Annotated in this window: 22 protein-coding genes and 1 pseudogene; 12 read left to right on the plus strand and 11 right to left on the minus strand. The window is 71.7% G+C overall.

All coding sequences use genetic code 11. The features are described 5' to 3' along the window. Nucleotides 1-40: 40 nt before the first annotated feature. Entirely contained in the window at nt 41-682 is a 642-nt protein-coding gene (locus ISO16_RS27440) for an NADPH-dependent FMN reductase (RefSeq protein ID WP_230304452.1), read from the plus strand. Here ISO16_RS27440 and ISO16_RS27445 read toward each other — a convergent pair. Genes ISO16_RS27445 through pdhA form a run of 4 tightly spaced genes read right to left on the minus strand, consistent with a single transcriptional unit; the run spans nt 679 to nt 5274 of the window. Further along, complete coding sequence (locus tag ISO16_RS27445) at nt 679-1854, minus strand: MFS transporter (RefSeq protein WP_029542883.1); 1176 nt, start codon at nt 1852-1854, stop codon at nt 679-681. The genes ISO16_RS27440 and ISO16_RS27445 overlap by 4 nt on opposite strands. A gap of 21 nt (nt 1855-1875) precedes the next feature. Then, a complete protein-coding gene (locus ISO16_RS27450; RefSeq protein WP_072634950.1) occupies nt 1876-3180 on the minus strand; it encodes a dihydrolipoamide acetyltransferase family protein in 1305 nt (434 codons plus the stop codon). A 10-nt stretch (nt 3181-3190) separates the two neighbouring features. Then, nucleotides 3191-4174, minus strand: a complete 984-nt coding sequence (locus ISO16_RS27455; RefSeq protein WP_006940154.1) for an alpha-ketoacid dehydrogenase subunit beta — start codon at nt 4172-4174, stop codon at nt 3191-3193. After that, the gene (gene pdhA, locus ISO16_RS27460; RefSeq protein WP_006940155.1) at nt 4171-5274 is read right to left on the minus strand and encodes a pyruvate dehydrogenase (acetyl-transferring) E1 component subunit alpha; all 1104 of its coding nucleotides are present in this window, start codon (nt 5272-5274) and stop codon (nt 4171-4173) included. Before pdhA ends, ISO16_RS27455 begins: the two co-directional genes overlap by 4 nt. A 166-nt stretch (nt 5275-5440) precedes the next feature. On the opposite strand from pdhA, the gene ISO16_RS27465 reads away from it, so the two are divergent. Continuing rightward, a complete protein-coding gene (locus ISO16_RS27465) occupies nt 5441-5911 on the plus strand; it encodes an Lrp/AsnC family transcriptional regulator (protein ID WP_072634951.1) in 471 nt (156 codons plus the stop codon). Between the two features lie 43 nt (nt 5912-5954). On the opposite strand, the gene ISO16_RS27470 is transcribed toward ISO16_RS27465, so the two are convergent. The 3 genes from ISO16_RS27470 to ISO16_RS27480 form a co-directional block, all read right to left on the minus strand. Continuing rightward, entirely contained in the window at nt 5955-7127 is a 1173-nt protein-coding gene (locus ISO16_RS27470) for a thiolase family protein (protein WP_072634952.1), read from the minus strand. Nucleotides 7128-7220: 93 nt separating this feature from the next. Next, the gene (locus ISO16_RS27475) at nt 7221-7697 is read right to left on the minus strand and encodes an acyl-CoA thioesterase (protein ID WP_006940160.1); all 477 of its coding nucleotides are present in this window, start codon (nt 7695-7697) and stop codon (nt 7221-7223) included. Beyond that, nucleotides 7694-8890: a benzoate/H(+) symporter BenE family transporter gene (locus ISO16_RS27480; RefSeq protein ID WP_072634953.1), complete on the minus strand. Its 1197-nt coding sequence runs from the start codon at nt 8888-8890 to the stop codon at nt 7694-7696. The genes ISO16_RS27475 and ISO16_RS27480 overlap by 4 nt, the downstream gene beginning before the upstream one ends. 178 nt (nt 8891-9068) lie before the next feature. Between ISO16_RS27480 and ISO16_RS27485 the strand changes: the two genes are divergently transcribed. Next, nucleotides 9069-9905, plus strand: coding sequence for a sulfurtransferase (locus ISO16_RS27485; RefSeq protein WP_072634954.1), 837 nt, complete (start codon nt 9069-9071; stop codon nt 9903-9905). A 10-nt stretch (nt 9906-9915) separates the two neighbouring features. Here the strand turns inward: ISO16_RS27485 and ISO16_RS27490 are convergent, their stop codons facing one another. The 3 genes and pseudogenes from ISO16_RS27490 to ISO16_RS27500 form a co-directional block, all read right to left on the minus strand. Beyond that, a complete protein-coding gene (locus tag ISO16_RS27490) occupies nt 9916-10740 on the minus strand; it encodes a shikimate 5-dehydrogenase (RefSeq protein WP_044476147.1) in 825 nt (274 codons plus the stop codon). Between the two features lie 140 nt (nt 10741-10880). Beyond that, nucleotides 10881-11546, minus strand: a pseudogene (locus tag ISO16_RS27495) (HNH endonuclease family protein); the annotation flags it as partial. Nucleotides 11547-11740: 194 nt separating this feature from the next. Then, a complete protein-coding gene (locus tag ISO16_RS27500) occupies nt 11741-12316 on the minus strand; it encodes a TetR/AcrR family transcriptional regulator (RefSeq protein WP_072634980.1) in 576 nt (191 codons plus the stop codon). 81 nt (nt 12317-12397) lie between these two features. On the opposite strand from ISO16_RS27500, the gene ISO16_RS29135 reads away from it, so the two are divergent. The 6 genes from ISO16_RS29135 to ISO16_RS27525 all read left to right on the plus strand — a co-directional run bounded on the left by ISO16_RS29135 (nt 12398) and on the right by ISO16_RS27525 (nt 16828). Further along, nucleotides 12398-12481, plus strand: a complete 84-nt coding sequence (locus ISO16_RS29135; RefSeq protein WP_442800834.1) for a putative leader peptide — start codon at nt 12398-12400, stop codon at nt 12479-12481. 88 nt (nt 12482-12569) lie between these two features. Beyond that, nucleotides 12570-13085 carry a DUF4242 domain-containing protein gene (locus ISO16_RS27505; protein ID WP_072634955.1) on the plus strand — a complete coding sequence of 172 codons (516 nt, stop codon included), beginning with the start codon at nt 12570-12572 and terminating at the stop codon, nt 13083-13085. Between the two features lie 8 nt (nt 13086-13093). After that, a complete protein-coding gene (locus ISO16_RS27510) occupies nt 13094-14143 on the plus strand; it encodes an acyl-CoA dehydrogenase family protein (protein WP_072634956.1) in 1050 nt (349 codons plus the stop codon). Further along, nucleotides 14119-14859 (plus strand): ABC transporter ATP-binding protein, encoded by a 741-nt coding sequence (locus ISO16_RS27515; RefSeq protein ID WP_072634957.1) that lies wholly within the window; start codon nt 14119-14121, stop codon nt 14857-14859. Before ISO16_RS27510 ends, ISO16_RS27515 begins: the two co-directional genes overlap by 25 nt. Then, complete coding sequence (locus ISO16_RS27520; protein ID WP_072634958.1) at nt 14856-16019, plus strand: ABC transporter substrate-binding protein; 1164 nt, start codon at nt 14856-14858, stop codon at nt 16017-16019. The genes ISO16_RS27515 and ISO16_RS27520 overlap by 4 nt, the downstream gene beginning before the upstream one ends. A 35-nt stretch (nt 16020-16054) precedes the next feature. Continuing rightward, nucleotides 16055-16828, plus strand: a complete 774-nt coding sequence (locus ISO16_RS27525; RefSeq protein WP_442800835.1) for an ABC transporter permease — start codon at nt 16055-16057, stop codon at nt 16826-16828. Nucleotides 16829-17002: 174 nt separating this feature from the next. Here the strand turns inward: ISO16_RS27525 and ISO16_RS27530 are convergent, their stop codons facing one another. Further along, nucleotides 17003-17329 carry a hypothetical protein gene (locus ISO16_RS27530; RefSeq protein WP_006940172.1) on the minus strand — a complete coding sequence of 109 codons (327 nt, stop codon included), beginning with the start codon at nt 17327-17329 and terminating at the stop codon, nt 17003-17005. Nucleotides 17330-17511: 182 nt separating this feature from the next. Between ISO16_RS27530 and ISO16_RS27535 the strand changes: the two genes are divergently transcribed. The 3 genes from ISO16_RS27535 (at nt 17512) to ISO16_RS27545 (ending at nt 22766) form a co-directional block, all read left to right on the plus strand. Next, the gene (locus tag ISO16_RS27535) at nt 17512-20316 is read left to right on the plus strand and encodes a DEAD/DEAH box helicase (RefSeq protein WP_230304620.1); all 2805 of its coding nucleotides are present in this window, start codon (nt 17512-17514) and stop codon (nt 20314-20316) included. Continuing rightward, nucleotides 20313-21071 carry an SWIM zinc finger family protein gene (locus ISO16_RS27540; protein ID WP_029542898.1) on the plus strand — a complete coding sequence of 253 codons (759 nt, stop codon included), beginning with the start codon at nt 20313-20315 and terminating at the stop codon, nt 21069-21071. The genes ISO16_RS27535 and ISO16_RS27540 overlap by 4 nt, the downstream gene beginning before the upstream one ends. A 189-nt stretch (nt 21072-21260) precedes the next feature. Continuing rightward, the gene (locus ISO16_RS27545; RefSeq protein WP_072634960.1) at nt 21261-22766 is read left to right on the plus strand and encodes a CoA-acylating methylmalonate-semialdehyde dehydrogenase; all 1506 of its coding nucleotides are present in this window, start codon (nt 21261-21263) and stop codon (nt 22764-22766) included. Nucleotides 22767-22768 lie beyond the last annotated feature (2 nt).

A 22768-nucleotide genomic window follows, 5' to 3' on the forward strand; every position in this document is an offset into this window, starting at 1 on the left:
CAGGCGGGCTGTGCCCCGGCCCGTGGCACCGACGGAAAGGATGCGTCCCGTGACCGAGCACCCAGGGACCGAGCACTCAGGGACTGAGCACCCAGGGACCGAGCACCCAGGGACCGAGAGGACGTACAGGGTCGGCTACTTCGTCGGCAGCCTGTCGTCCACCTCGATCAACCGTATCCTCGCGAAGGCGTTGATCCGGCTCGCCCCGCACGACCTCGAATTCGTCGAGATCGCCATCCGGGACCTGCCGCTCTACAGCCCCGACTACGACGCGAACTACCCGCCGGAGGGGGCCGCGCTCAAGGACGCGATCGCCGCTGTGGATGCGGTGCTGTTCGTCTCACCCGAGTACAACCGGTCGATTCCCGGGGCGCTGAAGAACGCCATCGACTGGGCGTCGCGCCCGTGGGGGCAGAACTCGTTCGATCACATCCCGGCCGCCGTGATCGGCGCCTCCATCGGCGCGATCGGCACCGCCGTGGGCCAGCAGAGCCTGCGCGCCGTGCTGAGCTTCTGCAACGCGCGGCAGATGACGTCGCCCGAGGCGTACATCCATTACACGCCCGAGGTCTTCGGGGACGACGGCACCGTCCACAACTCGGGCACCGAGGACTTCCTCCGCAACTACATGCGCGAGTTCCGCGACCACGTCGTGCGGGTCCTGACCGTCCTCCCGCGCTAGCGGCCGTCCACGCGCGCGAGCGTGCGACGGGTCCGCTCACCGACGGAGCCGGCGAGGGCTGCGGCGGCGAGCACACATGCCAACGGCACCGTCATCGCCGCGGTGAGCGACGTCGCCTCCGAGAGCCAGCCGATGGTGGCGGGCCCCGCCAGGAACCCGATGTATCCCATGCCGACGACACGGGACATGTTGCGGCCCGGGGCGCCGGCGTCGATGTTCCCGGCTGCGCTGAAGATCTGCGGCACGGCGCCGGACAGGCCCAGCCCGAACAGCGCCCATCCGGCGAGCGTCGTGGGCAGCCACGGGGAGGCGACGACCGTGCCCATCCCGGCCCCCGCCAGCAGCGTGCCGTACCGGACCACGGCCACGGCGCCGATGCGGGCGCTGACGCGGTCCGCCACGAAGCGGCCGAGCGTCATCGTCGTGGAGAACGCGCCGAAGGCCAGCGCCGCGACCGCATCCGGGCTGCCCAGGTGTTCCTTGACCTGCAGGGCGCTCCAGTCGTTGGCGACGCCCTCGCTGAGCATCAGCATGAACGCGAGCCCGCCGAGCAGCAGCACCCGGCGGGAGTATCCGCCGCGCGGGCCGGCCTCGCGCGGGTGCTCGACCCGGGGCACCCGCACGAGGTGCGGCGCCGAGACCGCGACGACGAGCGCGCCGACGAGGCCGGCGCCGCCGAGGGCGACGGCCGGGGCGAGCCCCGTCGCCAGGGCGGCCGCCCCGACCAGCGAGCCGGCGACCCCGCCGACCGAGAACAGGCCGTGGAACGCGGCCATGATCGGTCTCCGGTAGCGTTGCTCGACCGCCACGGCCTGCGAGTTCATCGACACGTCCAGGGCGCCGTTCGCGAACCCGAACACCGCGAGCGCCACGCCCAGCTGCCACGCCGCGCCGGCCAGGCCGGGGCCGAGGGTCGCCACCGCCAGCAGGACCGCCGCGGCGACGGTGGTGCGGTCGCTGCCGAACCGGTCGGCGAGCGGACCGGTGGCCTGCATTCCGGCGATCGCCCCGGCCGCGAGGACCAGCAGCAGGGAACCCAGCGTGGCGTGGTCGATGCCGACGCGCTCCTCGATCGCGGGGATGTGCACCACCCACATCGCGAGCAGGAACCCGTTGACGCCGAAGGTGGCGAACACGGCCGCGCGGGCGCGGCGAAGATCCTGAGCGGTCACGTGTCCCGACGCTACCGCCCGTCAGATACCGGCGAGCAGTTCCGGCACCGGGTCGGTGAGGATCCCCCCGATCTCGGCCAGCGCCCGCGCTGCCTGCTCGCCGTCGACGAGACGATGGTCGAACGACAGCGACAGCGTCGTGACCTGCCGGACGGCGAGTTCGCCGTCGACCACCCACGGTCGCGGGGTGACGGCACCGAGCGCGAGGATCGCCGTCTCCCCGGGATTGAGGATGGGGGTGCCGGTGTCGACGCCGAACACGCCGATGTTGGTGATCGAGACCGTGCCGCCGGTCAGGTCGGCCGGGGTGGCCCGGCCGGAGCGGGCGGTCTCCGCGGCGTGGGCGATGGCGCCGGCGAGGTCCGGCAGCGACATGCGGTCGGCGTCGCGGATCACCGGCACCATCAGGCCCGAGTCGGTGGCGGTCGCGATGCCCAGGTTGACGTAGTGGCGGGTGACGATCTCCTGGTGCTCCTCGTCCCAGGCCGCGTTGAGGACGGGCTGGTGCTCGAGCGTCCGCAGCAGCGCCTTGGCCACCACGGTGAGCAGCGTCGGGTGACGGCGCTCGAAGGCGGCCGCGCCGCGCAACCGGGCGACGAGGTCGACCGTGGCGGTGACGTCGCAGGTGAGGAACACGGTCACGTGCGGGGCGGTGAAGGCGCTGCGCGCCACCGCGGCGGCGGTACGTCTGCGGATCCCGTGGATCGGGGTCCGGATCTCGCGATCCGATCCTGTTGCCGCCGTAGCGGATCCGCGTTCCTCCGCGGCGCGTCGGACGTCCGGGACGGTGATCGCCCCGCCCGTGCCGGTTCCCGTCACCTCGGTGAGATCCACCCCGAGGAGCCGGGCCTCGCGGCGCGCCGACGGTTTCGCGTCGGGGCGGTGCCGCTCCCCGGGCGGTGGGGGTGCCTGCGTCGGGGCCGGTGCCGCCGCTGCGGCGCGCGCCGCGCGCCGGCTCACCGGCGCGGCGCCCGGCCCGTAGCCGACGAGCACCTGCACGGGTGAGTCCCCGCCACCGGTCGGGGCCGGCGCGGTGCCCGCCGCGACCGGCACCGCGATGCGGATCAGTGGCGCCCCGACGGGCACGCCGGCGCCCGGCTCGGCGAGCAGTTCGGCGACCGTTCCCGCGTACGGGGAGGGCAGTTCCACCGTTGCCTTGGCGGTCTCGACCTCGGCGATCACCTGGTTGAGCTCGACCCGGTCGCCGACGGCGACGGACCACGACACCAGTTCCGCCTCGGTCAGGCCCTCCCCGAGGTCCGGCAGCCGGAAGACCTCGCTGTGTTCGGTCACCACGGTGCCGTGTTCGCTCATGCCCGGTTCCATGTCCGGCTCCTCACGCCGCGAGACTGCGGTCGACGGCGTCGAGGATCCGGTCCGGGTCGGGCAGGTGGTACGCCTCGAGTTTCGCCGGGGGATAGGGGATGTCGAAGCCGCCGACCCGCAGCACCGGCGCCTCGAGCTGGTAGAAGCAGCGCTCCGCGAGCTGGGCGGCGATCTCGGCGCCGATGCCGCAGAACAGCGGAGCCTCCTGCACCACGACGAGCCGTCCGGTGCGCCGGACCGACGCCTCGACGGTGTCGAAGTCGATGGGGGAGAGGGACCGGAGGTCGATCACCTCGACCGAGTGCCCCTCGGTGTCGGCGATCTGCGCGGCGTGCAGCGCGGTGGCCACCATCGACCCGAACGTCACGACGGTGACGTCCGTTCCGGGCCGGGCGACGCGGGCCTTGTCGAGCGGGAGGTCGGGCTCGGCGTCGAGGTCGACCTCGCCGCGGTCCCAGTACCGGCGTTTCGGCTCGAGGAAGATCACCGGGTCGTCGAGCGCGATGGCCTGCTGGATCATCGTGTAGGCGTCGGCCGGATGGCTTGGGCTGACGACCCGCAGTCCGGCGGTGTGCGTGAAGTACGCCTCGGGTGACTCCGAATGGTGCTCCACCGCACCGATCCCGCCGCCGTAGGGGATGCGGATGGTCAGGGGGGCGGTGACCCTCCCGGCGGTGCGGTAGTGGATCTTGGCGACCTGCGAGACGATCTGGTCGAACGCGGGGTAGACGAAGCCGTCGAACTGGATCTCGCACACCGGCCGGTAGCCGCGCAGGGCCATGCCGAAAGCCGTTCCCACGATCCCGGATTCGGCGAGGGGTGTGTCGATGACGCGGTTGTCGCCGAAGTCCTTCTGCAACGTGTCGGTGACCCGGAAGACCCCGCCGAGCCGGCCGACGTCCTCGCCCATGATCACCACCTTGCGGTCGTGTTCGAGGGCCCGGCGCAGCCCGGCGCCGAGGGCGGCCCCGAGGGCCAGCGTGGTGGTGGTCATGACAGCGCCTCCTCGTGGGTCGCGTTCTCGAAATCGGCGAGGTAGTCGCGGTAGCGGGTTCGTTCCTCGGCGATCATCGGATGGTCGGTGGCGTAGACGTGGTCGAACATGCTCAGCGGCTCGGGGTTCGGGGCACCGAGGGTGCCGGCGCGCAGCCGGGCCGCGGCCTCGTCGGCGGCGGCGCCGACCTCGTCGAAGAACTCGTCGCCGGCGTGTCCTTCCCGCCGGAGCAGCCGGTGGAGCCGGTCGATCGGGTCCCGGGCCTTCCACAGTTCGGTCTCGGCGGGGGTGCGGTAGCGGGTGGGGTCGTCGGAGGTGGTGTGCGGGCCCATCCGGTAGGTGATGGCCTCGACGAACGACGGGCCGCTGCCCTCCCGCGCATGCCGGGTGGCCCGGCGGGTGACGGCGAGCACCGCGAGCGCGTCGTTGCCGTCGACCTGCACGGCCGGCATCCCGTAGCCGGCGGCGCGCTGCGCGATCGGGACGGGACTCTGCGACCGGACCGGGTGGCTGATCGCCCAGTGGTTGTTCTGGCAGAAGAAGACCACGCCGACGCCCCACGCGACGGCGAAGCCGAGGGCCTCGGCGATGTCGCCCTGGCTGGTCGCCCCGTCGCCGAAGTAGACGACGGTGGCGATCTCGGCGCCGTCGAAGTGGGCGCCCATCGCGTATCCGGTGGCGTGCAGGCCCTGGGAGCCGACGACGATGGCGGGATTGGTCATGTTGACCGTGGCCGGATCCCAGCCGGAGTGGGCGCACCCGCGCCACAGCCGGGTCATGTCGGCGGGGTCGACGCCGCGGCACCAGGCCACCCCGTGCTCGCGGTAGCTGGTGAACACGTAGTCGTCGCGGTGGAGGGCGTGCGCGGAGCCGACCTGGGCGGCCTCCTGGCCGAGCAGGGGCGCCCACAGTCCGAGTTCGCCCTGCCGCTGCAGCGCGGTGGCCTCGGCGTCGAGGCGGCGGACGACGACCATGTCGCGGTAGAGGGCGCGGAGTTCGTCGGGTCCGACGTCGGCGACGAGCGCGGAGTACTCGGGGTTGTAGACCCGTCGTCCGTCGGGCTGGATCAGCTGGACCGGATAGGCAATCTTGTCGACCACCGTGCACCACCTCGCTATGGCGGGACCGGTCGCCCTCGTGAGGCGGGCCGGCGGACCTGTGTTGTACCTCACATGATCCACGCGGGGTGCAGGTGCGCAATCGGCCGATGCGCAATTGTGCAGGAAGCACGGTTTCGGGGTGCCCGCCGCTGTCATACTGCGAAATATGACCAGTCTCGATGCCACCGACGCCCGGCTGCTGCTCGAGCTTGCGCGGACCCCGCGGGCGACCGGGGTGGAGCTGTCCCAGCGTCTGGGGTTGTCCCGGAACACGGTGCAGGCGCGGCTCGCGCGATGGGATGCGGAGGGGGTCCTCGGGTCGTTCGAGCGGCGGGTGGATCCGCAGGCTCTCGGCTATCCGCTGGCGGCGTTCGTCGCCACCCGGGTCGATCAGCACCGGCTCGATTCGGTCGTCGCGGCCCTGGCACAGATCCCGGAGGTCACCGAGGTGTACGGCATGACGGGGCAGACGGACCTGTCGGTGAAGGTGGTCGCGCGCGACGCCGAGGATCTCTACCGGCTGGCCGGGCAGATCCTCGAGATCCCCGGCGTCGAGCGCACCAACATGGCGCTGGTGATGCGCGAACTGGTGGGTCCGCGCACGACGCCGCTGCTCGAGCGGCTGGCGCAGCGATGAGGCGTGCCTTCCGGGACCGGGTCCCGGAAGGCACCACCGCGGACTAGAGGATCTCGTAGATCGTGGCGTTGGCGGTGCCGCCGCCCTCGCACATCGTCTGCAGGCCGTAGCGGCCACCCGTGCGGCGCAGGTGGTGGATCAACGTCGCGGCCAGGCGACCGCCCGAGGCGCCGAGGGGGTGGCCGAGCGCGATGGCACCGCCGAGGGGGTTCAGCTTCTCGAGCGGCGCGCCCGTCTCGCGTTGCCACGACAGCGGTACCGAGGCGAAGGCCTCGTTGACCTCGAACGCGTCGATGTCGTCGAGCGACAGTCCCGACCGCTTCAGCGCCAGGGCGGTGGCCGGGATGGGACCGGTGAGCATCTTGACCGGATCGTCGCCGGTGACCACGGCGGTGTGCACGCGCGCGAGCGCGGTCAGGCCCAGCGCCTTCGCCTTCTCCGAGGTGGTGATCAGCAGCCCGGAGGCGCCGTCGGAGATCTGGGACGCGTTGCCGGCGGTGACCACTCCGTTCTCCCGGAACGGGGCCTTGAGGCCCGCGAGCTTCTCGACCGTGGAGCCGCGCCGGATGCCCTCGTCCGCGGCGATCACGGTGCCGTCCGCCAGGGTGTACGGCGCGATCTCGTCCGTGAACAACCCCTCGTCCTGCGCGCGGGCGGCCCGCTCGTGCGACCGGACGGAGTACTCGTCGAGCTCGGTGCGGGAGATGCCCCACTGCTCGGCGATGATCTCGGCGCCCACGCCCTGGTTGAAGCGGCCGTGGAAGCCGGGCGCGGTGAGCTCGTCGGCGTACCGCTCGCGGGCCGGACCGCCCATCTGCCCGGTGCCCTCGGGGGCGGAGGAACCCAGCGGGATCGCCGACATGATCTCGACGCCGCCGGCGACGACGAGATCGGCCTGGCCGGAGATCACCGCCGCGGCCGCCGTCGAGACGGCCTGCTGCGACGAGCCGCACTGCCGGTCGATGGTGAAGCCGGGCACCGATTCCGGCCAGCCCGCGCCGAGCACGGCCATGCGGCCGATGTTGCCGGACTGCATGCCGACGGATTGCACGGTGCCCCAGTGCACGTCGTCGACGAGCGCCGGGTCGATGCCGGTGCGTTCGGCGATGGTGCGCAGGACGTGGGCGGACAGCTCGACGGCGTGGACGCCGGACAGGCCGCCGCCCCGCTTGCCGATGGGGGTACGAACGGCTTCGACGATGACAGCATCGCGCATCTTGGGATCGCTCTCTCTCGGGGACGTGCGGATGCCCCGGAGTGTAATCCGGTAGATGAATACAATGCCAAGCGGATGCTTGGTGGTCGGGAGCTATTCCGCTGGGGGCGTCACCAGCTGGGCGACCGCCTTCTTGATCTCCTTGGGGATCGCCACGGGACGTCGCGTGCGGGCGTCGACGTACACGTGCACGAAACGCCCGGTCGCCGCCGGCTGCAGCCCGCCTTCGCCGTCCTCCCGGAAGATGGCCAGCGAATAGGTGACACTGCGGGTTCCCAGCCGCTCCACCGCCAGGCCGACGCGCAGCCGGTCCGGGAAGGACAGCTCCGCCAGATACCGGCACGACGTCTCTGCGACCACGCCGATCGCGTCCAGCTCCCGGATGTCGACCCCGGTCGTGGCCATCAGCCATCCGTTGACCGCGGAGTCGAAGTACGAGTAGTAGGTGACGTTGTTGACGTGGCCGTAGTGGTCGTTGTCCGCCCACCGGGTCTGCATCGGCCAGAGGACCGGGAACCGGGCGGGAACGGGTGGGTCGGCGGCGGGCGTCGTCGGCTGGCGGTTCGTCACCGTGCTGACGATAGTCCCACGCGGACGGCAAGTCCGACCATCAACGCCCAGAATGCCGATCCGATACCGAACAGGGTCGATCCGGACGCCGCGACCAGGAACGTCACGACCGCTGCTTCGCGCTCCGGCGCGTCGCGCAGAGCCGAGGCCAGGGCCCCGCCGAGCGTCGCGAGCAGGGCCAATCCGGCCACCGCCTCGACCACCCCGTCCGGTGCCATCGCCACGACCGTCGCGAGCCCGGTCGAGCACAGGGCCAGCGCGAGATACGACCAGCCCGCAGACCACGCCGCCACCCACCGGCGTGCCGGATCCGGGTCCGCCTCGGGCGCCGCCGCCAGCGCCGCACTGATCGCCGCGAGGTTGATCGCGTGCCCACCGGCCGGCGCGCCCACGACGGTGCCGAGGCCCGTGACCGTCATCGCCGCCCGCCACGGCGTGGCGTAACCGAACGAGTCGAGCACTGCGGTGCCCGGGATGTTCTGCGACGCCATCGTCACGATGTACAGGGGCACGGCGATGCCGAGCAGCGCCTGCCACGTCCATGCCGGAGCCGTGAGATCGATCGAGGGCAGCAGATCCCGCGCCGCGGGCCGGGTTCCCGAGCGCGACAGGTGGATTGCCACGACCACCGCGGCCGTCGCGAACGCCCCCGGCACCGCCCAGCGCGGCCGCAGCCGCTGCAGCACGAGCCACGTCGCCACCACGGGCAGGATCGAGGCGGGCGAGGACATCACACCCTCGACCGGGGCGAGGCAGAGCGGGACGAGCACCCCGGCGAGCATGGCCTGCGCCAGTGGCGTCGGGATCGCCGCGATCAGGGCGCCGAGCCGCGGCCACAGCCCCGTCAGGACGATCGTGGCGCCCACGACGACGAACGCGCCCACCGCGGCCGGCCATCCGCCCGCCACCACGCCGGTGCCGGCGAGCAGCGCGGCGCCGGGCGTGGACCACGCGAGGGTGATCGGTGTGCGGTACCGCCGCGCCAGCCACAGGATGCCGAGCCCCTGCGTCACACAGAGCGCCAGCAGACCGGACGCCGCCTCCGACGTCGACGCCCCGACCGCCCGTAGTCCCGTCAGCACCACCGCGAACGAACTGGTGAACCCGACGAGGGCCGTGACGATACCCGCCCCGATCGGCTGGGTGAGCGGGGCGGGACGGGTGGGCGCGGGAGCATCTGACACGGGCGGCATTCTGCCGCAGTGGACCCGGGCGGCATCCTGCCGCAGTGGAGCCGGGCGGCATCCTGCCGCAGTGGACCCGGGCGGCATCCTGCCGCAGTGGAGCCGGGCGGCATCCTGCCGCAGTGGACGCCGCCGCACCTCCCGTGTCGCGCGGCGCCCACCGCGCGGGCGTGCCAGGATCGGAGCCATGGTTGCGAATCCCGTGCTGATGACCGTGAGCGAACTGGCCGATCTCGTCGAGGTGGGCAGGCCGCCGGTTCTGCTGGACGTGCGCTGGTCGCTCGACGACCCGAACGGCGAGGACCGCTACCACGAGGGTCACATCCCCGGAGCGGTGTACGTCGACCTCGAGACCGAGCTCGCCGATCCGGGCTCGCCCGAGCGAGGCCGTCACCCCCTGCCGGACGTGGTGCGGCTGCAGGACCACGCGCGACGGTGGGGGATCGACGACGGCGACACCGTCGCCGTCTACGACGACACCGGGGGCCTCGCCGCCGCCCGGGCCTGGTGGCTGCTGCGCTGGGCGGGCCTTCGGGACGTGCGCCTGCTCGACGGCGGGCTGTCGCTGTGGACGGCGGCGGGACATGGCCTCGCGGCCGGGCCGGGGGAGGCCGTGAAGCCGGGATCGGTGACCCTGCGCGGCGGCCGGATGTCCACCGTCGGCATCGACGAGGCGGCCGAGTTCCCTTCGCGGGGAACCCTGCTCGATGCGCGGGCCGCGGCGCGGTACCGGGGCGACGAGGAGCCCGTCGATCCGCGCGCCGGCCACATCCCCGGCGCGGTCAGCGCCCCCGCCACGGACAACCTCCGCGAGGACGGCACGTTCCGGACCGCCGAGGAACTCGCCGACCGCTTCGCGACCGTGTGCGGGGACGGTCCCGTCGCCGTCTACTGCGGATCCGGGGTGACCGCGACCCATCAGATTGCGGCGCTCGCCCTCGCCGGGATCGACGCAGCCCTGTTCCCGGGGTCGTGGTCGCAGTGGTGCCGGGACCCGGCCCGGGAGATCGCCACCGGGGCGTGAATGCCGGGGCTCAGGCCGCGGATCGGGAGAACTCCGACGCGCGGCGTACCTGCTCGGGCGTCGGAGTCACGCCGGTGTACAGCGCGAACTGCTGCGCCGCCTGCAGGGCGATGACCTCGGCGCCGGTGATCACGGGCAGTCCCCGCTCCTGGGCCGCGCGGATCAGCGGCGTCTGCGGGGGCATCGCCACCACGTCGAACACCGTCGTCGCCGCGCCCACCGCGGCTTCGGGGAACGGCAGCTGCCCGGATTCCGGCCCGCCCGCCATCCCGATCGGCGTGGCGTTGACGAGCAGGCCCGGAGCGAGCTCGCCGAGCTCGGGCCGCCAGTCGAACCCGTACTGCTGCGCGAGCGGGCGACCGGTCTTCTCGTTGCGGGCGATCACCGACACGTTCGCGAACCCGCTGTCGCGCAGGGCCGCCACAACCGCCTTTGCCATCCCGCCGCTGCCGGCGACGGCGGCCGGCAACGCGGGGTCGACCTCGTGCTCGCGCAGCAGATCCACCACCGCCTGGTAGTCGGTGTTGTAGGCGTGCAGCACCCCGTTCTCGTTGACGACGGTGTTCACCGACTCGATGGCCCGCGCCGAGTCGTGCAGCTCGTCGATCAGGGGAATGACCGCTTCCTTGAACGGCATCGACACCCCGCACCCGCGGATGCCGAGGCCGCGGATCCCGGCCACCGCCGCCGGCAGGTCGGTCGTCGTGAACGCCTTGTACACGAAGTCCAGGCCGAGTTCGTCGTAGAGGTAGTTGTGGAAGCGGGTGCCGATGTTGCTCGGGCGGCCCGACAGCGAGATGCACAGGCGGGTGTCCTTGGTGATGCGCGAAACCATGAGTGCCACGCTAGTTCCCTGCGCCCGGATGCGGGGCACGGCGCCGGAGGGCGGCAGCCACGCGACCACCGGGCGTCCGCGCGGGCAATTCGTGGATGGGTCCGACCGACGAGCGGGCGATCGCCGCGACGACGGGCTCGGCACGCGGAGATCGTCGACGCCAGCGCCCGCCGGTCGGCCACCGTGATCGGCAGCCCGTAGCGCACCGCCACCGACAGGTACTTGCCCGCGAACCAGCAGCGATACGCCGCCGCCGGCGGCAGCCACTCGGCCGGGGTGTGATCGCGCTTGTCCTCGTTCGCCGGGCCGTCCACCGCGATCAGGTTGTAGGCGACGTCGTTGGCGAACTGCCGGCGCCGTTCGGCCGGCCAGGCCGCCGCCCCGAGGTCCCACGCCGCCGCCAGCGGGTAGATGTGGTCGATCTGGACGGCCCGACCCTCGGCGCGACGGAATTCGAGCCGCGCCCCGGTGTACGGGTCGGTCAGCGTGCCCGACAGGACGACACAGTCGCCGGTGCCGGGCCGGAACGCCACGTCGCGCAGATCGCGGGCGAGCACGTTGTTGCGGGTGTCGCACCCGTCGCGGCCGCCTGGTCCCGGATGGTCGTCGGACCACGCCTCCCCGAACACGCACCCCTCGCCCGGTCCGCACCCCCGCTCGTACCCCGGCACCTGCGGCCGGTGCGGCACCACCGCCGCCCGCGCCAGCAGCTGTTCGAGCTCGCCGCGGCCGGGGCTGCCCGGTGCCGGTGGTGCGTTCGACTCGATCCGGTCCCAACCCCACGACACGGCGATCGCGACCGCCACCACCAGCCCCCAGAACGCTGCGCCCCCTCGCACGCGGACATTCTCACCGACCGCACCGACAGCGTCGGCGCCGGTGCCCGCTCAGTGAGTGTTGTGGAACCCTGCGCCGAGGCGGCGAGTCGGCCGTGCAGGTGCATATCGGTGCCGAGAACTGGCACGTCGATCTGTCATGGCGAGATCGCCGTGCCTGAAAGTCAGCCCGTTGCGATCGCGGCGGCGAGTTCGCGGCCGAGCCGCAGCGGCTCCTCGGAGTGTTCGAGCTTGGAGCCGGACAGTGCCCCGTCGTAGATCAGTTGGATCTGCCGGGCAGCTGATTCCGGGGCGGCCACCCCGGCCTCGGTGAGCAGCGCGACGAGAGTCTTGCGCAGCCAGTCGCGGTGCGCCCGCACGGGCGCGAATTCTTCGTCCGGGAACTCGGTCGCCGCGTTGGCATATTGGCATCCCCGGTAGTTCCTCGCCGGAGCCGACATGAGGGCGAGGTCGAAGAACATCAGGACCTTCTCGACGGGATCGGCGACATCGGTGACGGCCGCGGTCCAGCGCGCGCGGTCCCGGCGGTCGAGGTGCTCGAGGTAGGCCAGGACCAATGCGTCCTTGGATCCGTAGGCGGAGTACATGCTCGCGCGGGCCACGCCCGATTCGGCGAGGATGCGGTCGATGCCCACGGCACGGATCCCGTAGCGAGAGAACAGCGTCACCGCCGTGGCGAGCAGTCGCTCGGCGGGCGGCGCCTTGACTGGACGGGACTCGGGCGTGGTGTCCACGCGGATATCGGCGGAAGCGGGCACGGATCCAGGGTATCCGAGCGGCCGGATAGACAGATCGTTCTGTCCGTCTGTACTGTGGACGGCGTGACCCGCAGCAACCTCACCCGCCGCCTGCACGTGGATCTCGTGCGCGTGGCCGCTGCGGTGTGTCGTCACTCCTGTCGCTGACCGAGCCCGTCGGCTCGCAGCCTCCGCGCGCAACCCTCTCCAGGTTCGGCGCGCCCCGCCCTTCTCCTCAGTCCCCGGAAGGTGACCCATGTCCCTGTACCTGTACGAACTCGTGCCCACTGCCGACAATGCCGACCAGGCCCTCAAGGAATTCGACGCCCAAGTCGCCACCGCCGGCGGCGAGCTGATCGAGGCCCAGGTGACCGCCGGCGCGCAGCGCGTCTTCGCCGTCGCCGAGTTCGACGGCTGCAGCGCTCCCGACCTCGACGCCGCGGCGCTGTCCGCCTCCGAACTCGACGGACCGCACCAGGTCCGCCTCGTCGGCGCCGACCTCGACCAGATCAAGGCGGCACGGCCCGAGGCCGGCTATCTCGTCGAGTGGGACATCCCCGCCGAGATCGACATGGACACCTACCTCGCCCGCAAGAAGGCGAACTCGCCGAAGTACGCCAACGTCCCCGAGGTGAGCTTCCTGCGCACCTACGTCCGCGAGGACATGGACAAGTGCCTGTGCTTCTACAACGCGCCCGACGAGGCCGCGGTGTTCCGCGCCCGCGACGCCGTGAGCACCCCTGTCGACCGCATCCACACCCTCGAAAGCTGACCTTCACGATGACCGCGGCTGTTTCACAACCCCTCACCGAACGGCGCCGAACCGTCGCCGAATCCGTTCGCGACCGGGCGGACGCGCTCGATCGTGGCGAGACCGACATCCGCGTCGATCTCACCAGGATCGGCGAAAGCTGCCTGATCGCCGCCGGCCTCGGTGAGGACGGGATCGGCGAGATGGTCGCGGTCATCGAGGACATCGCCGCCGAGAGCCTCGCCGTGGGCTTCTCGCTGTGGGCGCAGCGGATGAGCCTCGAGTACATCGACCGAGCTCCGGCGCCGCTACGGAACAGGTACCGCGACGACCTCGCCGCCGGGCGGCTCGTCGGCGTCACCGCGATGGCCGCCGCCCTCAAGCATCTCGCGGGCCTCGGCGAACTGCCGCTCACGGCCGAGCGCACCGCCGACGGCCTCGAGGTGTCCGGCCCGATTCACTGGGCCTCCAACATTTTCCCCGAGTCGCTCATCGTCTTCCCGGCACGCGGCGCGGACGGCACCCGTTTCGTCGCCGCCGTCCGGGCGAACGCGCCCGGCGTGCGGATCGCCCCGGCGCCGGAGTTGCTCGCGCTCGGTGCCACGTCCTCGACGTCGCTGACGTTCGACAAGGTGCACGTTGCCACGGACCACATCATTACCGACGACCTCGGAGGCTTCTGCGGGAACATCCGCCCGACGTTCCTCCTGCTGCAGACGGCGTTCTGCAGCGGCATCACCCGCGCGGCCCTGGCCGAGTCCTCCGCCCGCCTCACCGGTCTCGGCGCCCAGTTCGCGGAGGAATACCAGACGCTGGCGGCCCGGTACGAGTCGCTGCGCGACCGCCTGCACCGCTTCGCCGCGAATCCGGCCACGGCCGGCCCAGCCGATCTGATCCGGTTGCGGCTCGACGGCTCGAGCGTCGCGGTCGCCGCAACCCGCCTCGAGTCGACCCTGCGCGGGGGCGCGGGCTACGCCTCCTCGAGCGCTACCAACCGTCGGTTCCGCGAGGCCGCCTTCCTGCCCATTCAGTCGCCCTCGGAAGGACAGCTGCGGTGGGAACTCTCGCAGTACGAATAACTAACGGATACAAGAGTTTTCCGGGACGGAACACGCCCGTCCTGGGTGGGGTCGACCTCGACATCGCCGACGGCGAGTTCCTCGTCGTGCTCGGCACGAGCGGCAGCGGCAAGTCCACACTGCTGCGAATCGTCGCCGGCCTCGAGCACCTCGACGGCGGCACCGTCACCTGGCCCACCTCCGACGACGACACCCGACCGCACACGGGAGTGGTGTTCCAGCAACCCTTTCTGATGCCGTGGCTGACGGTGCGGGAGAACATCGCCTTCGGGGGACGCTTCGCCGCCCACCGGGACCGGTTCGACGCCGCCTACGCGGACGAGCTGCTGCGGATGTTCGGGCTCGCCGACCTCGCCGGGTACTACCCCGACCAGCTCTCCGGCGGGCAGGCCCAGCGCGTCGCGGTGATCCGCGCCGTCGCTGTCCGCCCGCGCCTGCTGCTCCTCGACGAGCCGTTCAGCGCGCTCGACCCGGCTATCCGCGCCGACCTGCAGGTGTGGCTGCGCCACCTCGCCCGCGAACTCGGCTTCACCACGGTGCTCGTCACCCACGACATCGACGAGGCGTTGTTGCTCGCGGACCGCATCGCGCTGCTCGGCGGCGGGGGCGCCGTGCAGCAGCAATGGCACCTGAGCGCCCGTCCGGACGAGCATCCGGACCATCTGCGCGCCGAGATCCTGGCCCGCTACCGCGACACGTCGCTGTCCTCGCGGTGAGCGCCGTGATCACGCGCCGGACGCTGCTGCGCGGTGCCGTCGGGCTGGCCGCCGCCGGGGGCGTGGCCGGCCTCGTGGATCTCGGCCGCGTCGCGGCTACCGACCCCGCCAACACCTCCGGGCAGTTGCGGATCGGATACCTGCCCATCACCGACGCCGCGCCGTTGCTCGTCGCGCACGGTGCCGGCCTGTACCCGCAGGGCGTCGTCGACGGCGCGAAGCCGGTGCTGTTCCGTAGCTGGGCGTCGCTGGCCGAGGCATTCCTCACCCGGCAGGTCGACGTCGTGCATCTGCTGATGCCGATGGCCGTACAACTGCGCTATTCGCTCGGCAGCGCCGTGCGCGTCATCGGCTGGAATCACACCAACGGCTCGGCTCTTACCGTCGCGCCCGACGTCACCGACCTCGGCCAGCTCGCCGGCCGGCAGGTTGCCATTCCGTTCTGGTGGTCCATTCACAACATCGTCCTGCAGAAACTGCTGCGTACCCATGGATTGCGCCCGGTGATCCGCCGGTCCGCGTCCCGCTCCGACGGCACCGTGGAGCTGATCGTCATGAGTCCGTCGGACATGATCCCCGCGCTCGCCAACGGCTCGATCGGCGGCTTCACCGTCGCCGACCCGTTCAACGCCGCCGCCGAGCTCCGCGGCATCGGACGCATCCACCGCTTCCTCGGCGACATCTGGCGCGACCATGCCTGCTGTGCGCTGCTCGTTCACGAGGACCTCCTCGAGCAGCGACCCGCCGTCGCCCAGTCCGTCACCGACTCGCTCGTCGGCGCGCAGCAGCGGATCGGTGCCGATCGCCCGGCCGCGGCAACGATGCTCGCGGGCGGATACCTGCCGCAGCCGCTGCCTGCGATCACCGAGGCCTTGACCTATCCGGACCGCAGTCCCGGCGTGCACCCGCACTGGCGGCCGCAGCAGGTCGGCTACCAACCGTTCCCGTTCTCCAGCTTCACCGCGGCGCTGGTCGAGGCCATGCACGACACCCTCGTCGACGGCGACACCCGGTTCCTGGACCGGCTCGATGCCGCGACCGTGCACGACGACCTCGTCGACGACCGGTTCGTCCGGGCGTCACTCGCCCGTCTCGGCGGTCCCGCCACTTTCGGGCTGCCCGCAGACCTGACCCGTATCGAGGAGGTCGACCCCTCTTGAACCCCTCCACTCCCGCACCGCGGCGACCATCGCTCGTGCCGCAACTCGTCGCGGTTCTCGTCGCAGTGTTGCTGTGGTGGCTGCTCACCAGCGTCGTCGCCGCTCCCGACTCGCTGCTACGAGAGTTCGCTCCCCAGCATGTGGTTCCCGCGCTGATCGACCTCGTCGAACGCGGCGTGCTGCTGCCCGACGTCGCTGCCAGCATGTGGCGGCTGCTCGTCGGTCTGCTGATTGCCGCGACGGTCGGCATCCCCGTCGGCCTGTTGATCGGACTGAACCCGGTCGTGGAGCGGGCGACCATGCCGGTGATGCAGTTCCTGCGGATGATCTCGCCGTTGTCGTGGGCGCCGATCGCCGTCGCGCTGTTCGGGATCGGCCATCAGCCGGTGTTCTTCCTCATCGCCGCGGCGGCCGTGTGGCCCATCGTCATCAACACCGTCGCCGGCGTGCACGCCGTCGACCCCGGGCAGCTGCTCGTCGCCCGGTCGTTCGGAGCGACCCGGTTCGAGCAACTCACCTCCGTGGTGCTGCCCGCGATCCGCGGCCAGGTCCAGACCGGGCTGCGGGTCGGGCTCGGCATCGCCTGGGTGGTCCTGGTGCCCGCCGAAATGCTCGGCGTCCGCTCCGGCCTGGGCTACCAGATCCTCAACGCCCGCGACCAGCTCGCCTACGACCAGGTGATGGCCGTGATCGCAGTCATCGGTGTGCTCGGATTCTGCCTCGACTGGGCGGCACGCCACCTGCTACGCGACCGACGCCGCCCGGTGCGCGTCGAGGACGCCGAAGACGAGAACCTGCAGCGCGCTTAGCTCGGTGACCGCACGGATGAACCCGCAGATCACCGACGAAATCTGTGAAAGGGCATGACCGGAGACACCAGTGGACACGCCGGGCAGGCCGGCCGATCGCCCCTGCCTCGCGAGATCACCCATCCCGAAATCCGATCCCGATCCGGATCGGGATCACCGACGGTGGATCAGGGTTCAGCCGTCGGTCGTCAGCGGAAACCGTGTCGCGTGGATGGACTCGATGGTGCGGCCGTCGTGCCCGACGATCCACGACCCGCCGTGCTGCCTGCACTCGGCGATCCGGTCGAACACGGTCAGCAGGAAGAACACCGCCTGCTCCGCGGTCGCGGTGGCGGCGAGCCGGTGGGATTCACCGTGTTTCGTCCCGTCGAGCCACACGCCGCACTGACCGTCGAGCCGCATGGTGGTGATGTGCTCGGAGTCGACGAACGCGTACTTGACCTGCTCCCAAGGGGTGTGGGCGCTGTAGGCCTGCTCGAGGACCTGGATCATGATCGACATCGCAGTCTCCTGGTGGGTGCACCTGCAGCCCAGTGTCCTCCGGGGAGCGAGCCCGATCCAGGGCCGATCGTCACCGGCGCTCAGCGCACGACCGTCCCGCGCGCGTGCCCACCCGCCACGACGGCGTGCGTGCGCCCCAGCCCGTCACGACGGTGTCGGTCGCGACTGGCACCATGGTGGGCATGCTGCACGGGCTGTGGTCACCGGGAGCGGGCCTGATGCTGTGGCGCGACGGCGACGACCCGCCCGACGACACACCCGCTGTACTGCGACGATGGATCGACCGGCCGTTCCGGCACCGGGTCGAGCTGCGTCTGCCCGGCGACGACGGTCCGCGGTCGATCCCGGCGGTGGCGGTCGCGCCGCCCGACGCCGCGGAGCTGCTGCTGGCGCTGCCGCGGCACGCCGAGGGGGTGGCCGGGGACCTGCGCTACCTCGCCCACGTCGCCCGCGGCCTCGAGCGCTGGGCGCAGGCCGGGCGGGTGGCCCCGGAACTGCACCGCGCGGACGGGCAGTGGTGGGCCCGGTGGCGCCTGCTCGGCGGTGACCGGATCCGTGCCTGGACGGCCGAACTGTCCGCCGCGATGCCGCCGGTGCAGCGGCAGGCCGGGCGGCCCGCGGCGCTCCTCGACGACCTCGCCACCGAGCTCACCGATCCGATCACCCGGGCGTTGATCGGCAACGTGGGTACCTCGCTGCATCCGCTGATCGCCGCCCTGGCCGAGGGGCAACCGCACCACAGCGGCTCCCAGCGCATGGCCGAGGCGCTGGACGAATGGCGGGCCTCGCTCGCGGGAAACGAGCCCGACCTGGTGCTGCGGCTCGTCGAACCGGACGACGAGGAGGACGGCATCGGCGCCGACACGCTGTGGCGGCTCGAGGTGTGCCTGCGGTCGGAGGGGCAGGCGCCGGTGCCGGTGCCGGTGGACGGCTCCGACGCCCAGCTGCTGCAGATCGGGATCCGCAAGCTCGGCGCCGCCCTGAAGGCGTATCCGCGGCTGCAGGACGTGCCGCGCGACCCGGACAGCCTGGACCTGCTGCTGCCGACGGGGGTCGTGACCGACCTCGTGGAGCACGGTGGCCGCGCGCTGGGTGAGGCCGGCGTCGCGTTGCTGCTGCCGCGCGCGTGGGCGCGGCTCGAGCCGTCGCTGCGGCTGCAGGTGTCCTCGCCGGTCGCACCCGTCGCCGCCGAGGACGACACCGTCGGCATGAACGCGCTCGTCTCGTTCGAGTGGCAGCTTGCCGTGGGCGACATGCTGCTCACCCCCGCCGAGATGGAACGGCTGATCGCGGCCAACAGCGACCTGGTCAAGCTGCGCGGCAAGTGGGTGCAGGCGGATCCGATCGCGCTCGCGCGGGCCGCCCGCTACGTCGCCGGCCAGGGCGCGACGGACGCGACGCTGGCGACGTTGTTCGGCCGGTTCACCGGCGACGAGCCGCCACCGGTGGAGGTCACCGACGTCGCCGCGACCGGCTGGGTGGCGACCCTGCTCGACGGGCAGGTCCGGCCCGAACCGGTGCCGCCCCCACCCGGCCTGCACGCGACCTTGCGTCCGTACCAGCAGCGCGGCCTGGAGTGGCTGGCGTTCATGAGCGGCCTCGGGCTGGGCGCGGTGCTGGCCGACGACATGGGCCTCGGCAAGACCGTGCAGGTGCTCGCGCTGCTCGCCCACGAACGGGCGGGCGGCGACGACGTGCCCCCGACGTTGCTGGTGTGCCCGATGTCGGTGGTGGGCAACTGGCAGCGCGAGGCCCAGCGGTTCGTCCCGGGCCTGCGCGTGCACGTCCACCACGGCCCGGCGCGGTTGCGCGACGCCGCGCTGGCCGCGGCGGTCGCCGACAGCGACCTGGTGATCACGACGTACGCGCTCGTCGCGCGTGACGTGGCGCCGTTGAGGTCGCTGCGCTGGGGCCGGGTGGTGCTCGACGAGGCCCAGCACGTGAAGAACGCCGCGACCGCGCAGTCCCGCGCGACGCGGGCGATCCCCGCGCGGCACCGCGTCGCGCTCACCGGCACCCCCGTGGAGAACCGGCTCGAGGAACTGCGATCGATCCTCGACTTCGCCAATCCCCGCCTGTTGGGTTCGCCGTCGACGTTCCGGGCCCGGTTCGCCGTCCCGATCGAGCGGGAGCGCGACGCGGCCGCCGCCGCGCGGCTGCGGGCGTTGACGTCGCCGTTCGTGCTTCGCCGCGTCAAGACCGATCCGTCGGTGATCTCGGACCTGCCGGAGAAGTTCGAGCAGACGGTGCGGGCCAACCTGACCGCCGAGCAGGCGGCGCTGTACCGGGCGGTGGTCGACGAGATGATGCGGCAGATCCGGGACAAGGAGGGCATGGCCCGCAAGGGCGCGGTGCTCGCCGCGCTGACCCGGCTCAAGCAGGTGTGCAATCACCCCGCGCACTACCTGGGCGACGGCTCCGGGGTGCTGCGGCGGGGCCGGCACCGTTCGGGCAAGCTCGGGCTGGTGGAGGACATCGTCGAGTCGATCCTCGCCGACGGCGAGAAGGCGCTGCTGTTCACCCAGTTCCGGGAGTTCGGTGAGCTGATCGCCCCGTATCTCGCCGAGCGGTTCGACACCACGGTGCCGTTTCTGCACGGCGGGGTGTCCAAGGGCCGGCGCGACGCGATGGTCGCCGCGTTCCAGGGCGACGGCGGCCCGCCGATGATGCTGCTCTCGCTCAAGGCCGGCGGCACGGGCCTGAACCTGACGGCCGCGAATCACGTGGTGCACCTGGATCGTTGGTGGAATCCGGCGGTGGAGAACCAGGCCACCGACCGGGCGTTCCGCATCGGCCAGCGCCGCGACGTGCAGGTCCGCAAGCTCGTGTGCGTCGGCACGCTGGAGGAACGGATCGACGAAATGATCGCGGGGAAACAGGAATTGGCGGAGCTTGCGGTGGGAGCGGGCGAGAACTGGATCACCGAGCTGTCCACCGAGCAGCTGCACTCGCTGCTGTCCCTGGGCGACGAGGCGGTGGGCGAGTGAGCCCGGCCGGCGGGTTCGACCGTTACGGCAAGCGCCGGCGGGTCGTCGGCGGCATCGAGGCGCGGACGAAGCGCGGGTCGATCGGACGCACCTGGTGGTCGAAGGAGCTGGTCTCGGCGATGGAGCAGGTCGCCGACAAGGGCCGGCTGGCGCGGGGCCGGACCTACGCCCGGTCGGGACAGGTGGTCTCGATGCGGCTCGAGCCCGGCGTGGCGGTGGGGGAGGTGCAGGGCAGTCAGCTGCGCCCGTTCACCTCGACGGTCTCGATCCGTACGCTCGACGAGGAGGCGGTCGCGGAGCTGATCGACCGGGTGCGGTCGGCTCCGGGCATGCTGGTCCGGCTCGCGGGCGGTGCGCTGCCGGAGGAACTGGGTCCGCTGCTGCTGCCGCGGCGCGCCGGTGAACTGGACTTCGACTGCACGTGCCCCGACGACGGGTGGCCGTGCAAACACGCGGCGGCGGTCGGGTACCTGCTGGCCGAGCACGTCGACGAGCAGCCGCTGGCGGTGCTCACCCTGCGCGGGGTCGACCTGAACGCATTGATCGGCGGGGTGGACGCGGCCGAGACCGACGACGAGGACTTCTACGGGGACGCGATCCGGTTGCCGGATCTGCCGGCCGAGCCGTACCGGCCCGCGCTGGACGATCTCGATCCGATGCTGTTGCGGCGGGTCCTGCGGGCCGGCGGCACCGACGAGTCGGTGGTCATCCGCGGTGCCGCCGACCTGGAAGAGATGTACCGGCGGCTGCGATAGGCCGCTCCTCGGCCGGTGCGTCCTTTGGGCGGCTGGAGCGACCCAAAGGACGCACCGGCGGCGCAGCCACCTATGGACATACATGGACTTCCAACTATAGGATGAGCACACATTGCCGGGGGTGTCGTCCGCTGCCCCCGATCATCCCACCGAAACACGAGAATTCGACCAGTTAGGACGGATCCGGACATGAGCGTTCGAGAACTCACCCACTTCGTCGGGGGCAAGCACATCCCCGGTGCCTCCGACCGGTTCGCCGACGTCTTCGACCCCAACACCGGCGAGGTGCAGGCCCGGGTTCCGCTCGCCGACGTCGCCGAGGCAGAGGCCGCCATCGCGAACGCCGTCGAGGCTCAGAAGGAATGGGCCGCGTTCAACCCGCAGAAGCGCGCCCGCGTGCTGATGAAGTTCCTGCAGCTCGTGCAGGACGACATGGACAACCTCGCGCGGCTGCTGTCCTCCGAGCACGGCAAGACCGTCGCCGACGCCAAGGGCGACATCCAGCGCGGCCTCGAGGTGATCGAGTTCGCCACCGGCATCCCGCACCTGCTCAAGGGCGAGTTCACCGACTCCGCCGGCACCGGCATCGACGTCTACTCGATGCGCCAGCCGCTCGGCGTCGTCGCCGGCATCACCCCGTTCAACTTCCCCGCGATGATCCCGCTGTGGAAGGCCGGACCGGCCATCGCGTGCGGAAACGCGTTTGTGCTCAAGCCTTCCGAGCGCGACCCGTCGGTGCCGCTGCGCCTGGCGGAGCTGTTCATCGAGGCCGGGCTGCCCGCCGGCGTGTTCAACGTCGTCAACGGCGACAAGACCGTCGTCGACGTGCTGCTGACCGACGAGCGCGTCAAGGCCGTCGGCTTCGTCGGCTCCACGCCGATCGCCCAGTACATCTACGAGACCGCCGCCGCCCACGGCAAGCGCGCCCAGTGCTTCGGCGGCGCCAAGAACCACGCGATCGTCATGCCCGACGCCGACATGGACCAGGTGGCCGACGCCCTCGTCGGCGCCGGCTACGGCTCCGCCGGTGAGCGCTGCATGGCCATCTCCGTCGCGGTGCCCGTCGGCGAGGAGGCCGCCGAGGCTCTCGTCGCCAAGCTGAAGGAACGCGTCGCCGAGCTGAAGGTCGGCCGCAGCGACGACCCGAACGCCGACTTCGGCCCGCTCGTCACCGCCGAGGCTCGCCAGCGGGTGCACGACTACATCCAGTCCGGCATCGACGAGGGCGCAGAGCTCGTCGTCGACGGGCGCGACTTCGTGCTCGAGGGCCACGAGAGCGGCTTCTTCTCCGGCGCCACCCTGTTCGACAACGTCACCGCGGAGATGAAGATCTACCGCGAGGAGATCTTCGGTCCCGTCGTGATCGTCGTCCGCGCGCACGACTACGAGGAGGCCCTGCGGCTGCCCTCGGAGCACGAGTACGGCAACGGCGTGGCCATCTTCACCCGCGACGGCGACACCGCCCGCGACTTCACCAACCGCGTCAACGTCGGCATGGTCGGCGTGAACGTGCCGATCCCGGTGCCGATCGCGTACCACACCTTCGGCGGCTGGAAGCGGTCCGGCTTCGGCGATCTCAACCAGCACGGCCCGGACTCGATCCGCTTCTACACCAAGACCAAGACCGTCACGCAGCGCTGGTTCTCCGGCCTGAAGGAGAACGCCGACCACTTCGTCATCCCGACGATGGACTAGGA

Source organism: Rhodococcus sp. M8 (assembly GCF_015654185.1).
Taxonomy (GTDB): Bacteria; Actinomycetota; Actinomycetes; order Mycobacteriales; family Mycobacteriaceae; genus Rhodococcus; species Rhodococcus aetherivorans.

Excerpts from the sequence above, each read along its gene's own strand:
- ISO16_RS27455 (WP_006940154.1), bottom strand. The coding sequence starts at position 4,174 with ATGACCACCACCACGCTGGCCCTCGGGGCCGCCCTCGGCGCCGGGCTG.
- ISO16_RS27465 (WP_072634951.1), top strand. The coding sequence starts at position 5,441 with ATGACCAGTCTCGATGCCACCGACGCCCGGCTGCTGCTCGAGCTTGCG.
- ISO16_RS27480 (WP_072634953.1), bottom strand. The coding sequence starts at position 8,890 with ATGCCGCCCGTGTCAGATGCTCCCGCGCCCACCCGTCCCGCCCCGCTC.
- ISO16_RS27485 (WP_072634954.1), top strand. The coding sequence starts at position 9,069 with ATGGTTGCGAATCCCGTGCTGATGACCGTGAGCGAACTGGCCGATCTC.
- ISO16_RS27505 (WP_072634955.1), top strand. The coding sequence starts at position 12,570 with ATGTCCCTGTACCTGTACGAACTCGTGCCCACTGCCGACAATGCCGAC.
- ISO16_RS27490 (WP_044476147.1), bottom strand. The coding sequence starts at position 10,740 with ATGGTTTCGCGCATCACCAAGGACACCCGCCTGTGCATCTCGCTGTCG.
- ISO16_RS27510 (WP_072634956.1), top strand. The coding sequence starts at position 13,094 with ATGACCGCGGCTGTTTCACAACCCCTCACCGAACGGCGCCGAACCGTC.
- ISO16_RS27440 (WP_230304452.1), top strand. The coding sequence starts at position 41 with ATGCGTCCCGTGACCGAGCACCCAGGGACCGAGCACTCAGGGACTGAG.
- ISO16_RS27450 (WP_072634950.1), bottom strand. The coding sequence starts at position 3,180 with ATGGAACCGGGCATGAGCGAACACGGCACCGTGGTGACCGAACACAGC.
- ISO16_RS27545 (WP_072634960.1), top strand. The coding sequence starts at position 21,261 with ATGAGCGTTCGAGAACTCACCCACTTCGTCGGGGGCAAGCACATCCCC.
- ISO16_RS27535 (WP_230304620.1), top strand. The coding sequence starts at position 17,512 with ATGCTGCACGGGCTGTGGTCACCGGGAGCGGGCCTGATGCTGTGGCGC.
- ISO16_RS27530 (WP_006940172.1), bottom strand. The coding sequence starts at position 17,329 with ATGTCGATCATGATCCAGGTCCTCGAGCAGGCCTACAGCGCCCACACC.
- ISO16_RS27470 (WP_072634952.1), bottom strand. The coding sequence starts at position 7,127 with ATGCGCGATGCTGTCATCGTCGAAGCCGTTCGTACCCCCATCGGCAAG.